Annotated in this window: 12 protein-coding genes; 3 read left to right on the forward strand and 9 right to left on the reverse strand. The window is 68.6% G+C overall.

The genetic code is table 11. The features are described 5' to 3' along the window. Positions 1-11: 11 nt before the first annotated feature. The 4 genes from folK to hda all read right to left on the reverse strand — a co-directional run bounded on the left by folK (position 12) and on the right by hda (position 3,422). Positions 12-518, reverse strand: coding sequence for a 2-amino-4-hydroxy-6-hydroxymethyldihydropteridine diphosphokinase (gene folK, locus ABRZ00_RS08740; protein WP_368642292.1), 507 nt, complete (start codon positions 516-518; stop codon positions 12-14). Between the two features lie 53 nt (positions 519-571). Beyond that, entirely contained in the window at positions 572-1,966 is a 1,395-nt protein-coding gene (pcnB, locus tag ABRZ00_RS08745) for a polynucleotide adenylyltransferase PcnB (RefSeq protein WP_368642291.1), read from the reverse strand. A gap of 65 nt (positions 1,967-2,031) precedes the next feature. Next, entirely contained in the window at positions 2,032-2,736 is a 705-nt protein-coding gene (locus tag ABRZ00_RS08750; protein WP_368642290.1) for an HAD family hydrolase, read from the reverse strand. After that, positions 2,733-3,422 carry a DnaA regulatory inactivator Hda gene (gene hda / locus ABRZ00_RS08755; protein ID WP_368647667.1) on the reverse strand — a complete coding sequence of 230 codons (690 nt, stop codon included), beginning with the start codon at positions 3,420-3,422 and terminating at the stop codon, positions 2,733-2,735. Before hda ends, ABRZ00_RS08750 begins: the two co-directional genes overlap by 4 nt. A 146-nt stretch (positions 3,423-3,568) precedes the next feature. Between hda and purM the strand changes: the two genes are divergently transcribed. Then, on the forward strand, positions 3,569-4,618 hold the full coding sequence (gene purM, locus ABRZ00_RS08760) for a phosphoribosylformylglycinamidine cyclo-ligase (RefSeq protein WP_368642288.1): 1,050 nt from the start codon (positions 3,569-3,571) through the stop codon (positions 4,616-4,618). A gap of 65 nt (positions 4,619-4,683) precedes the next feature. On the opposite strand, the gene miaA is transcribed toward purM, so the two are convergent. Both miaA and mutL read right to left on the reverse strand, forming a co-directional pair. After that, positions 4,684-5,628, reverse strand: a complete 945-nt coding sequence (gene miaA / locus ABRZ00_RS08765) for a tRNA (adenosine(37)-N6)-dimethylallyltransferase MiaA (RefSeq protein WP_368642287.1) — start codon at positions 5,626-5,628, stop codon at positions 4,684-4,686. A gap of 43 nt (positions 5,629-5,671) precedes the next feature. Then, positions 5,672-7,570, reverse strand: a complete 1,899-nt coding sequence (mutL, locus tag ABRZ00_RS08770; protein WP_368642286.1) for a DNA mismatch repair endonuclease MutL — start codon at positions 7,568-7,570, stop codon at positions 5,672-5,674. Between the two features lie 66 nt (positions 7,571-7,636). On the opposite strand from mutL, the gene ABRZ00_RS08775 reads away from it, so the two are divergent. Further along, positions 7,637-8,281 carry a VTT domain-containing protein gene (locus ABRZ00_RS08775; protein ID WP_368642285.1) on the forward strand — a complete coding sequence of 215 codons (645 nt, stop codon included), beginning with the start codon at positions 7,637-7,639 and terminating at the stop codon, positions 8,279-8,281. 22 nt (positions 8,282-8,303) lie between these two features. On the opposite strand, the gene ABRZ00_RS08780 is transcribed toward ABRZ00_RS08775, so the two are convergent. Genes ABRZ00_RS08780 through ABRZ00_RS08790 form a run of 3 tightly spaced genes read right to left on the reverse strand, consistent with a single transcriptional unit; the run spans position 8,304 to position 11,056 of the window. Continuing rightward, positions 8,304-9,638 (reverse strand): N-acetylmuramoyl-L-alanine amidase, encoded by a 1,335-nt coding sequence (locus ABRZ00_RS08780; RefSeq protein WP_368642284.1) that lies wholly within the window; start codon positions 9,636-9,638, stop codon positions 8,304-8,306. After that, positions 9,635-10,144 (reverse strand): tRNA (adenosine(37)-N6)-threonylcarbamoyltransferase complex ATPase subunit type 1 TsaE, encoded by a 510-nt coding sequence (gene tsaE, locus ABRZ00_RS08785; protein WP_343836353.1) that lies wholly within the window; start codon positions 10,142-10,144, stop codon positions 9,635-9,637. Before tsaE ends, ABRZ00_RS08780 begins: the two co-directional genes overlap by 4 nt. A gap of 18 nt (positions 10,145-10,162) precedes the next feature. Further along, on the reverse strand, positions 10,163-11,056 hold the full coding sequence (locus ABRZ00_RS08790) for an AEC family transporter (protein ID WP_368642283.1): 894 nt from the start codon (positions 11,054-11,056) through the stop codon (positions 10,163-10,165). Positions 11,057-11,134: 78 nt separating this feature from the next. On the opposite strand from ABRZ00_RS08790, the gene ABRZ00_RS08795 reads away from it, so the two are divergent. Next, on the forward strand, positions 11,135-11,695 hold the full coding sequence (locus ABRZ00_RS08795) for a transglutaminase-like cysteine peptidase (RefSeq protein ID WP_368642761.1): 561 nt from the start codon (positions 11,135-11,137) through the stop codon (positions 11,693-11,695). The last annotated feature ends 12 nt before the right edge of the window (positions 11,696-11,707 follow it).

The following is an 11,707-nucleotide window of genomic DNA, read 5'->3' on the forward strand; positions in this document are numbered from 1 at the left end:
GCGATGGCGGATCAGTCCAGCGGCTGGATGGCCTGGCCGGCGCACCGGGCCAGCAGTTCGGGCAGCCCGCCCTGTGCCAGCGCCAGATCGGGAGCCAGGTCCATCAAGGGCCGCAGGACGAAGGCCCGCTCGTGCATGCGCGGATGCGGCACGATCAGGCCGGGCTCGTCGATTTCCCGGCCGCCGTACCACAGCAGATCCAGATCCAGGGTGCGCGGGGCGTTGCGGTAGGGGCGTACCCGGCCGTGACGCTGCTCGATGGCCTGCAACGCCGCCAGCAGGGCTTGCGGAGACAGTGTCGTGTCCAGGCCGGCCACGGCGTTGACGTAGTCCGGCCCTGAGGAATCGACTGGCGCCGTCCCGTAGAGAGAGGACAGCCGCAGGCCGGTCACGCCGGGCGTGGCGGCCAGTTCGGCGGCTGCCCGGCGCACCGTCGCGGCGGCTTCGCCCAGGTTGGCGCCCAGGCCGATATAGGCAAGGGCGGGCGAAGCCTGGGGACTCGGGAGGATGGGGCTCATGGAGGATCCTGCGGGGGAAGGCGCTCGCCGCTGCAGGCGAAGCGCCTCGCCTTTCAGGCGGCGCCGTCCGGCGCGACGGCGGGCGGCGCGGAGGATTGGCCTTCCGCGCCCGAGGATGCGGTACGGCGTCGGCGGCGCTTGCGGGTGGCGCCGCCCGTGCGGCGTGCGCCGGCATGGCCGGCCTGCCACGCATCGATCATCTGCGAGCGGCGCTCGTCGTTGCTGTCGGACAGGTCCATCCACCATTGGGCCAGGACGCTGTCCACCTCGCGGGCCTCGGCCCGCAACTGCAGGAAATCCACGGCGGCGCGAAAGCGCGGTTGTTCCATCATGCGCCAGATCGACCGCACCGTGGCGCGCTCGAACCGGGCCTGCATCAGCCAGATCTCGCGCATGTCGGCCTGGTGGCGGCGCTGGATGGCGAGCTTGTCCATCTGCGCTTCGATCACCGAATCCGCGGCGCGGATCAGGGCTTCGTTGCGCTGCACGCCTTGGGCGACCAGGGCGGCCCAGCGTTTCTGGGCGAGCCGCCACAACAGGGCGGCGAACAGGAAGCTGGGGCTCACGGGCTTGCCGGCCCGCACGCGGGCGTCGGTGCGCGACAAGGCGATTTCCACGAAGGCCTCGCCGCCTTCTTCCTCGAAGATGCGGTCGATCAGCGGAATCAGGCTTTTCGTCAGGCCCGAGCGGCGCAATTCGCGCAGGCAATCCATGGCGTGGCCGCAGGTCAGCAGTTTGAGCGTTTCATCGAACAGGCGTGAGGCCGGCACGTGCTCGATGAGCGGAGCCAACTGGCTGATCGGCGCCTCGGTCGCCGGGTCGATGCGCGCGCCCAGCTTGGCCTGGAAGCGCAGCGCCCGCAGCATGCGCACGGGGTCTTCGCGGTAGCGCGTCTCGGGGTCGCCGATCATCCGCACTACGCGGTTCTTCAGGTCCGCCACGCCCTGGTGGAAGTCGATGACTTCTTCCTTGAGGGGATCGTAGTACAGGGCGTTGATGGTGAAATCGCGCCGCGCGGCGTCTTCTTCGTGGGTGCCGAATTCATTGTCGCGCAGGATGCGGCCATGTTCGTCCGTTTCCTGGTTGCCGGAGGAGGGGGCGCGAAAAGTCGAGGTTTCGATGATTTCCTGGCCGAACACCACATGCACCAGTTGGAAACGCCGGCCGATGATGCGGGCGCGCCGGAACAGCGGCCGCACCTGGTTGGGCGTGGCGTTGGTGGCGACGTCGAAGTCCTTGGGCGCGAGCCCGACGATCAGGTCGCGAACCGCGCCGCCCACGATGTAGGCGTCGAAGCCGTGCTGGTTCAGGACCTCGCAGACTTTGATGGCATGCCGCGACACCAGGCGCCGGTCGATGCCGTGCTTGTCGCGCGACAGGCGCACCGGGCCGCTGGGCGGGGTCGCGAACAGGCGCGAGACGAAATTCTTGATGGTCTGCTTGAGCATGGCGCGTATTTTAAGGCTTTGTTGCACCTATGTCCTCGCCGCCGCAGTGTAGGGGCCCTTTGTTTTCAGGATTTCGTATCCTGCAACGTGCCGAACAGATCGAGAATGCGCCAGCCCCGGCTGGTGGCGGTTTCCCGCAAGGCCGCGCTGGGGTTCGTCGCCACCGGGTGCGTCACGGCCTCCAGCAGCGGCAGATCGTTCATCGAATCGCTGTAGAACCAGGATTCGTCGAAATCCTCCAGTTGCAGATCCAGCCCGCGCAGCCATTCGCGCACGCGCAGGACCTTGCCCGCCTTGAAGCTGGGCGTGCCTTCGATGCGGCCCGTATAGCCGCCCTGGGCATCGCGCTGCGGCACGGTGGCGATCAGGTGCTCGAAGCCCAGCGCCCGGGCGATGGGGGTTGTGACGAACGCGTTGGTGGCCGTGACGATGGCGCACAATCCGCCGCGCGCCTGGTGCTCCGTGACCAGCGCGCGCGCGGCGGGCAGGATGCCCGGCTCGACGACCTCGGCCATGTAGTCCCGGTGCCAGCGGTCGAGTTCGTCGGGCCGGCCCAGGCGCAGCAGGCCCAGCATGAAGTCGGCGGCCTCTTCGGCGGACAGGGTGCCCTCGTTGTAGCGGCGCATCAGGTCGTCGTTGCGGCGGCGGGCGGCTTCGGGATCGCCGGCGCGGCCGGTGCGCGCCAGGAATTCGGCCCATTGGTAGTCGCTGTCGAAGGGCAGCAGGGTGTGATCCAGGTCGAACAAGGCCAGGTGGGTCGGCGGGGTCATGGAGTCCTCGGCAGGGCGGGCGCGTCGGCCAGCAGGTCTTTCAGCAGGGGCAGGGTGATGGGGCGGTGGCGGGCCAGGGAATACTGGTCCAGGCTGTCGATCAAGGATGTCAGGCGGCCCATGTCGCGGTCGCAGCGCGTCAGGATCCAGTGCAGCACTTCGTCGGACAACTGTAGTCCGCGCCGCCGGGCGCGGTCGCGCAGGGCCTGGGCGCGGTCCTCGTCGGAGAGGTGCTCCAGGCGATAGACCAGATCCCAGCCCAGGCGGGTGCGCAGGTCTTCGCGCAGAGGCATGGTCAGGGGCGCGCGGTCGCCCGCCGTCAGCAGGGCGAAGGCTCCCGGGGTGCCGGCGGCGGTGCGCCAGCGGTTGAACAGGGCAAACAGCGCGGCTTGGGCGGCGGAGTTGAGATCGGCCACGTCGTCCACCGCCACCAGCGACAGCGACTCGTCTTCGTCGGTGGCCAGGGCGTGCAGCCGCTGCGCCGGTGTGCGCGCGTCGAGATAATGACAGCCGCTGCCTTGCGCCCGGGCGCGCAGCAGATGGCTGCGCCCCGAGCCGAGGCCGCCCCACAGATAGACGGCGCGTCCGGCCCCGAGCGCGCGCACGGCATCGAGCGCGGCCAGGTTCGCGCCGGGCACGAAGCCGTCCAGCGACGGCATCGTGCCCGGCAGGATGTCGAGCAGCAATTGTTGCGCCTGAGGCTGTGCGTGAGGCGGGTCCGCGGCAGGGTTCGGGCCGGATGGCTGAGCTTGCGTCATGTGAAGCAGAACTTCATCGTAAAATCAGGCAAATATCCAAACCTGCAATTCTTGCACATTCGGCGGCTTTTCTCATGACATCAGGCACCACTCCTTCCATGACCTACCGCGACGCGGGGGTCGACATCGATGCCGGCGACGCGCTGGTCGACCGCATCAAGCCCCTGGCCGCCCGCACGATGCGCCCCGGCGTGATGGCGGGCATCGGCGGCTTTGGCGCCTTGTTCGAGATTCCGCGCCACCTGCGGGAGCCGGTGCTGGTTTCCGGCACCGACGGCGTGGGCACCAAGCTGCGCCTGGCCTTTGAATGGCAGCGCCACGACACGGTCGGCATCGACCTGGTCGCCATGAGCGTCAACGATATCCTGGTCCAGGGCGCCGAACCGCTGTATTTCCTGGATTACTTTGCCTGCGGCAAGCTGTCCGTGGATACGGCGGCCAGCGTCGTGGGCGGCATTGCCCGCGGCTGCGAACTGGCCGGCTGCGCCCTGATCGGCGGCGAAACGGCCGAGATGCCGGGCATGTACCCGGACGGCGAATACGATCTGGCGGGCTTTGCCGTGGGCGCGGTCGAAAAATCCGCAATCATCGATGGCGCCCGCATCGGGGCCGGCGATACCGTGCTGGGTCTGGCTTCCAGCGGCGCGCATTCCAACGGCTATTCCCTGGTGCGCAAGATCCTGCAGCATGCCGGCGCGCGTCCGGACCAGGATCTGGGCGGCCGCCCCTTGGGCGACGTGGTCATGGAACCCACCCGCATCTATGTCAAATCGGTGCTGGCGGCCCTGGCCGCCCATGGCGCGGCCATCAAGGGCCTGGCGCACATCACCGGCGGCGGGCTGCTGGAAAACGTGCCGCGCATCCTCAAGCCGGGCCTGTGCGCCCATTTGCATCGCGATGCCTGGCAGTGGCCCGCGTTGTTCCAGTGGCTGCAGGCTCAGGGCGGCGTGGCGGATCACGAAATGGCGCGCGTGTTCAACTGCGGCATCGGCATGGTGCTGGTGGTGGACGCCGCCCAGGCCGATGCCGTCGCCGCCTTCCTGCGCGCCCAGGGCGAAACCGTCTACGCACTGGGCGAAATCACCGCCCAGGCCGAAGGCGGCTCCCAGACGATCGTCGATTGATGTCCGCTTTGGGCCGCGCAGCGGCGGGCCGGCTCCGGCGCGGCGCTGCGGCATGAGCCCGCGTCTCAGCCGTCCAGCGTCCGGGCGCAATGCCGGGCGATGGCGTCCATGGCCCGTTCGGACAAGCAATCCACGCGGGTCCGTTGCGGCAGGGACCGCAGCCAGGTGATCTGGCGCTTGGCCAGTTGGCGGGTGGCGGCGATGGCCTGTTCGATGGCCTGCTCCAGGGAAATCCGCCCATCCAGGTGGTCCCAGAGCTGCCGGTAGCCCACGCAGCGGATGGAAGGCAGGCCAGGATGCAGATCGGGGCGGGCATGCAGGGCGCGCACCTCGTCGAGCAGACCGGCATCGATCATGGCCCGGTAGCGTTGTGCGATGCGGGCGTGCAGCACCGAGCGGTCGGACGGTTCCAGGCTGAGCGTCAGAAACCGCCAATCCGGCAGCACGGCTTGCGCGGGGCGCGCGAGCCAGTCGCTCATGGGACGGCCGCTGCCGCGCCAGATTTCCAGGGCGCGTTGCAGGCGCTGGCTGTCGTTGGGCGCCAGGCGGGCCGCGGTGGCCGGGTCCACGCGCGCCAGTTCGGCGTGCAGGGCGGGCCAGCCGCGCGTGCGGGCCTCTTCGTCCAACTGCCGGCGGATGGCCGGGTCGGCCTCGGGCAGGTCGTTCAGGCCCTCGCGCAGAGCTTTGTAGTACAGCATGGTGCCCCCGCACAGCAGAGGAATCCGGCCGCGCGCGCGGATGTCCTGCGCGAGCGCGGCGGCGTCGCGGGCGAATTCAGCGGCGGAATAAGTCTGCGCCGGATCGCGGATGTCCAGCAGATGGTGCGGCACGCGCGCCTGCTCCTCGGCCGTGGGCTTGGCCGTGCCGATGTCCATCCCGCGATAGATCGTCGCCGAATCCATCACGATGAGTTCGATGGGCCAGCGCGAGGCCAGAGCCAGGGCGGCGGCGGATTTGCCGGAGGCCGTCGGGCCGGCCAGGCAGATCAGGACGGGGGTGTGCGAAGACATGGGGGCATTATCGTCGACGCGCCGGGATGGCCGCAGCGCTGGCCTATTGCCCTCGCATGAACAGCTTGTCCAGATCGGCCAGGCTCCATTGGAACCAGGTCGGCCGTCCATGGTTGCATTGGTCGGCGCGTTCGGTGCGTTCCATCTGGCGCAGCAGCGCGTTCATTTCGTCCAGCGTCAGTTTGCGATGGGCGCGCACGGCGCCGTGGCAGGCCATGGTCGAGAGCAGTTCGTTGCGCTGTTCGGTCAGGCGGGCCGAATGGCCGATGCGTTCGACATCGGCCAGCACCCCGCGCGCCAGCGCTTCGATGTCGCCCCGGGCCAGCAGGGCCGGTACGGCGCGCACGGCCAGCGAGGCCGGGCCGGTGGCGCGGATGCGCAGGCCCAGGCCGTCGAGCGTCTCCTGGTGCGCCTGGGCCGTGGCCACCTGGAGCTCCGTGGCGGTGAACACCACCGGAACCAGCAGTTCCTGCGCCGGCAGGGGCGCCTGGTCCAGGGCAAGCTTCAAGGATTCGTAGACGACGCGTTCATGCGCGGCGTGCATGTCCACCAGGATCAGGCCGCGCGCGTTCTGGGCCAGGATGTAGATGCCGTGCAACTGCCCCAACGCCATGCCCAGGGGCAGATCGGCGTCTGCCGCGGCATGGGTTTGCGGCCGGCCGGCCGGCGCCGCGCGCGCATGCTCCGCGTCCGGCGCGTCGGCGGGGGTGGGCGTCTCCAGCGGCTGATACAGTTTGCGCCAATCCTGGGCCGGGGCCCGGTCGTTCAGCGGGAAACGCTGCTGGACCGGAATCCGGGCCGGGTAGAGGGGCGCGGCCCGGTCCGGGCGGGCGGCTCCGGTGGCCGCGGGCAGGCCTGCCCAGGGCGCCGCAGCCGCCGGCGTCCCGCCCGGCGCCCGTCCGGCGGCGTCGCCGTCCGTGGGCGCGGGCGGCGCCTCGGCCGGTCCCTCGGTGGCCGCGCCGCCACGCCCCGCAAGGGCCTCGGCCAGCGTCTGGGAAACATAGCGGTGCACCGCGCCGCTGTCGCGGAAGCGGACTTCATGCTTGGCCGGGTGCACGTTCACGTCGACACCGGCCGGGTCCAATGTCAGGAACAGCACGAAAGCCGGCTGGCGGTCGCCGTGCAGCACATCGGCGTAGGCCTGGCGCACCGCGTGGGAGACCGTGCGGTCGCGCACGTAACGGCCGTTGACGTACAGGTATTGACGGTCGGCCCGGTTGCGGGCGAAGGTCGGGCGCGTGATGCAGCCCTCCAGGACGGCCAGCCCCTGTTCGGCCGATACCGGCAGGCTCTGGGCGGTGAATTCCTCGCCCAGCACGTCGCGGATGCGGCCATGGATGTCGGTGGCCGGCCAATTGCGCTGGGGCTTGTCATTGTGGAATACGCGCAGGGCCACCTGGGGGTGCGCCAGCGCGATGCGTTCGACGGCGCCCAGGCAGTGGGCGTATTCGGTGGCCTCGCTGCGCAGGAATTTGCGCCGCGCGGGGATGTGGTCGAACAGTTGGCGCACGTCCACGCGTGTGCCCACGGGGCCCGCGGCCGGGGCGGATTCGGCCTGCCCCGGCGCGATCTGCCAGGCCTGCGCATCGCCGGCGGTGCGCGAGCTGAGGGTCAGTTGGGCCACCGAGGCGATCGAAGCCAGCGCCTCGCCCCGGAAGCCGAGCGTGGCCACCGATTCCAGCTCCGCCAGGGAGGTGATCTTGCTGGTGGCGTGGCGCTGCAGGGCCAAGGGCATCTGGCCGGGCGGGATGCCGTGCCCGTCGTCGGCCACCAGGATGCGGCGGATGCCGCCGCCGTCCAGGCGGATTTCGACGGTCCGGGCGCCGGCATCCAGGGCGTTTTCCAACAGTTCCTTGAGCACCGAGGCGGGGCGCTCGATGACTTCGCCGGCGGCGATCTGGCTGATCAGGATGTCGGGCAGGGCGGCAATGGTTCGCATCATGAAAACGATTATAGTGAGAGGTTGTTCTCAACCCGCTTACAACCTATTTCGGGGGCCCGCGGCCAAATGGCTGAACTCTTCCAACTCATTTTGCACATCGACGAATACCTGGGGGTCTGGGTGGCGCAATATGGCGCCTGGATCTACCTGATCCTGGCGCTGATCATTTTCGGCGAAACAGGGCTGGTGGTGCTGCCGTTTCTGCCCGGCGACTCGCTGCTGTTCATCGCCGGCGCCTTTGGCGCCTCCGGCATGCTGGATCCGGTGCTGCTGGGCGGGATCCTGATCGTGGCCGCCATCCTGGGCAACACCGTCAATTATCAGGTGGGGCATTTCATCGGTCCCAAGGTGTTTTCGCGCGATTACCGCTTCCTGGACCGCAAGGCCTTGCTGAAAACGCATGCCTTCTACGAGAAACACGGCGGCAAGACCATCGTGCTGTCGCGTTTCCTGCCGCTTTTCCGGACCTTCGCGCCGTTCGTGGCCGGGGTCGCGGGCATGCGCTGGCTGACCTTCCAGTTCTACAACGCGCTGGGCGCCGTGGTCTGGATCGCCGGTCTGATCACGCTGGGTTATTTCTTCGGCAACGTGCCCATCATCAAAGAGCACCTCAACACTATCGTGCTGATCGGCGTCGGGGCGGCCGCCGTGCCGGCGGTCGGCGGAGTGCTGTGGAAGCTGCTGCGCAACCGCAAGGCCGGCTCGACCTGAGGCGGCGCCCGGCCGGGCCGGATCAGCCGCGCCGCGCCAGGGCGGGGTGCGCCGAGAAATAATCCTGGATTCCGCTCAGCACCGCATGGGCGATGCGCTGCTGGTGCGCCGGCGTGCGCAGCAGTTGTTCTTCCTGGGGATTGCTGATGAAGGCCGTCTCGATCAGGATCGACGGGATGTCGGGCGCTTTCAGGACGGCGAAGCCCGCGCGCTCGATGCGGTTCTTGTGCAGCTTGTTGATCTTGCCGATTTCTTTCAGAACCTGGGTGCCGACCCGGATGGAGTCGTTGATCTGGGCTCCGGTGGACAAATCCAGCAGCACCTTGGCCACCTGGGCGTTGTGCGCGCCCAGGTTCACTCCGCCGATCAGGTCGGCGTCGTTTTCCTTTTTCGCCAGCCATCGGGCTGCGGAACTCGTGGCGCCATGCTGCGACAGCGCCCATACCGACGAACCGCGCGCCGTCGGCTTGATCCAGGCATCCGCGTGGATGGAGATGAACAGGTCGGCCTGGACCCGGCGCGCTTTCTGCACCCGCACGTTCAACGGCACGAAATAATCGCGGTCGCGGGTCAGGTAGGCGCGCATGCCAGGCTGGGCATCGATCAGCTTTTTCAACCGCAGCGCGATCTGCAGGACGATGTCTTTTTCGCGGGTGCCGCGCTTGCCGATGGCGCCCGGATCCTCGCCGCCGTGGCCGGGATCCAGCGCAACCAGGATGGGCCGGCCCGGCCGCGGCCCCGGCGCTGTGCGCGGCGGGGGCGGCGGCGCGCCTTCGGGCGGCTTGCGGGCCGTGGGCGGCAGTTTCTGGCCCTCTACCGAGGGGATCGGCGCTTCGGAGGGCCCGCCCTGGGCGAGGCTTTCCAGGATGCCGGCCAGCGGATCGTTTTCCGTATCCTTGAGCAGGGCCATCAAGGGATCCTGCGCGATCTTCGGATACAGGTCGAGCACCAGGCGGTACTTGTATTCCCCGATGGGCTTGAGCGTGAAGACCTGCGGGGCGACATCCTGCTTCAGGTCGAAGACCAGCCGGACGACATTGGGGCGGTTCTGGCCCACGCGCACTGCGCTGATGTAGGGATCGTTGGGCCTGATCTTGGACACCAGATCGTTGATGGCCGTGCTGAGCTGGACGCCCTCGATGTCCACCACGAGGCGATGCGGGCTGTCGAGCGTGAAGTGCTCCGCCTTCAGCTCGGTGTCCATTTCCAGGGTGACGCGCGTGTATTCGTCGGCCGGCCAGGTGCGCACCGCGACGATGGTGGCGGCCCGCGCCAGGCCGGGCACCAGCGGCAGCAGCAGCAGCGTGCAGCCGCCCGCGATCAGCTTGCGCCGCAAGGGCGCGGCGGGGGGCGTCATCGGCGGGACGGGTCCAGATGCGTCAGCCATTGTTGTCCTTTTTCACTGCAGGCGGTCAGGCGGGCGTGCCGGCCGTCGCCGGCGTAATCCAGGCGGATGTCCAGATCCGGGGGCGGCAGACGGGTGCCCGCCTGCTCGGGCCATTCGATCAGGACGACCGCGTGTTCGCCGAGTAATTCGTCGAAACCCGCGTCCCGCCATTCATGCGCATCGCTAAATCTATAGAAATCAAAGTGATAGAAGTATAAGTTAGAAACGTTATAGCTTTCAAGAAGCGCGTAGCTGGGGCTCTTGATCCGGCCGGTCACGCCGCCGGCCCGCAGCAGGGCCCGGGCCAGGCTGGTTTTGCCGGCGCCCAGCTCGCCGCGCAGATGGATGCGGCCGCCTGCGGCGGGGCCGCCCGGCACGCGGCCGCACGCCAAGGCAGCCAGGCGCTGCGCCAGCACGCCGGTGGCGTCTTCGTCCGGCAGGGGCCAGTCCAGGAAGGGGGGCGGGGCAGAAGTCATGGCAAAGGCTTTCCGGGTTCAGGTCGCGGCGTCCAGCCACAGCGGCAGCGTGATGGCGGACAGCAAGGTGCCGATCGACATGGTCACCGCCACCAATCGGCCGTCGCCGCCCATGCGGGCCGCCAGCACATGGGCTGACGAAGCGGTGGGCAAGGCGCTGAACAACAGCAGCACCAGCCGTTCGCCCGTCGACAGGTTCAGCGCCCAGGCCAGCGCCAGCGCGATCGGCGGCAGCAGGACGAGTTTGGCCGCCACCATCCAAGCGATCAGGGGGGCATGGGCGCGTCCGCCTTGCAGGGACAGGGTGGCGCCCACGCACAGCAGGCCGACCGCGATCGCGCAGGATCCCAGGCGGCCGAGCGTGGCGTCCAGGGCGGGGGGGATGGGCACGCGCAGCAGATTGCAGGCCAGTGCGGCCAATGTGGCCAGGATGAAGGGATTGCGCGCGATCTCGCGCAAGGCGTGGCCGCCGTGGCGGCTGGCCAGGGCGTGCACTGCGCCGATGTTGCTCAGGGGCACGGCAAAGCCCACGAGCACCGCCATGGTCGTTTGCGCGCCCGACCAGGCCAGTCCGCCGGCCAGGGACAGGGCCAGGTAGGTATTGAAGCGGAAACCGCATTGAGCGACCGAGGCATGCGCGGCCGGGTCCGGCCGTACGGCCAGGCGGCCCAGCCAGGCCAGTGCGATGCCGCCGGCCATGACACCGGTGCTGGCGGCCAGCAACACCGTGGTGTTGTTTAAATCCAACGGCGTGCGGGTGATCGAATGAAACAGCAGCGCGGGAAACAGGACGAAGTAAACCAGCTTTTCGGCGCCGGCGAAGAAAGTCCGGTCAAACCCCAGGCGGTGGAGCAGAACCCAGCCCAGGGCGATCAGCAGGAAGTCGGGCAGGATGAGCAGGATGACGGACATGGCAGCGGTCGGGCGTGGCTGTCGTGATTGTACGTGGCTTGGGGGCCGGCGCCCGCCGTCACGTTCGATCCGGGGGCGCTGGCATCCTATGCTCGCCAGCATTACGGGGCCAAGGCCGGGCGCGCGGTCGAATCCTGGCAGGCCATGCTGGCCCAGGCCGCCGGGCTGGACGAACAAGAAAAACTGCGCATGGTCAACGGCTTCTGGAACAACGCCCTGATCGGGGGCGAAGACATCTCCATCTGGGGGCAGGTGGATTACTGGGCCACGCCGCTGCAGTCCCTCGCCAAAGGCGCCGGGGATTGCGAAGACTATGTGATCGGCAAGTATTTTTCCTTGCTGCATCTGGGGGTGGCGCCCGAGAAACTGCGTTTTGTCTATGTGCGCGCCCGCATCGGCAGCCAGAGTATCGCGCATATGGTGCTGGGCTATTACCCGCAGCCCCAGGCCGAGCCTCTGGTCCTCGACAGCCTGATCGACCGGATCCAGCCTGCGCACAACCGGCCGGATCTGACGCCGGTGTTCAGTTTCAATGCCCAAGGGGTCTATGTCCCCGGCGGGAGGCGGTCCTCGGTGGACGGCATCGGCCGCTGGCGGGATCTGCTGTCCCGCATGCGGTCCGAAGGTTTTCAGCCGTGACGGAATGAAAGG

The organism is Castellaniella ginsengisoli (assembly GCF_040955415.1).
GTDB classification, from domain to species: domain Bacteria; phylum Pseudomonadota; class Gammaproteobacteria; order Burkholderiales; family Burkholderiaceae_B; genus Castellaniella; species Castellaniella ginsengisoli.

Excerpts from the sequence above, each read along its gene's own strand:
- folK (WP_368642292.1), bottom strand. The coding sequence starts at position 518 with ATGAGCCCCATCCTCCCGAGTCCCCAGGCTTCGCCCGCCCTTGCCTAT.
- mutL (WP_368642286.1), bottom strand. The coding sequence starts at position 7,570 with ATGATGCGAACCATTGCCGCCCTGCCCGACATCCTGATCAGCCAGATC.
- tsaE (WP_343836353.1), bottom strand. The coding sequence starts at position 10,144 with ATGACTTCTGCCCCGCCCCCCTTCCTGGACTGGCCCCTGCCGGACGAA.
- ABRZ00_RS08790 (WP_368642283.1), bottom strand. The coding sequence starts at position 11,056 with ATGTCCGTCATCCTGCTCATCCTGCCCGACTTCCTGCTGATCGCCCTG.
- ABRZ00_RS08780 (WP_368642284.1), bottom strand. The coding sequence starts at position 9,638 with ATGACGCCCCCCGCCGCGCCCTTGCGGCGCAAGCTGATCGCGGGCGGC.
- ABRZ00_RS08775 (WP_368642285.1), top strand. The coding sequence starts at position 7,637 with ATGGCTGAACTCTTCCAACTCATTTTGCACATCGACGAATACCTGGGG.
- purM (WP_368642288.1), top strand. The coding sequence starts at position 3,569 with ATGACATCAGGCACCACTCCTTCCATGACCTACCGCGACGCGGGGGTC.
- ABRZ00_RS08750 (WP_368642290.1), bottom strand. The coding sequence starts at position 2,736 with ATGACCCCGCCGACCCACCTGGCCTTGTTCGACCTGGATCACACCCTG.
- pcnB (WP_368642291.1), bottom strand. The coding sequence starts at position 1,966 with ATGCTCAAGCAGACCATCAAGAATTTCGTCTCGCGCCTGTTCGCGACC.
- miaA (WP_368642287.1), bottom strand. The coding sequence starts at position 5,628 with ATGTCTTCGCACACCCCCGTCCTGATCTGCCTGGCCGGCCCGACGGCC.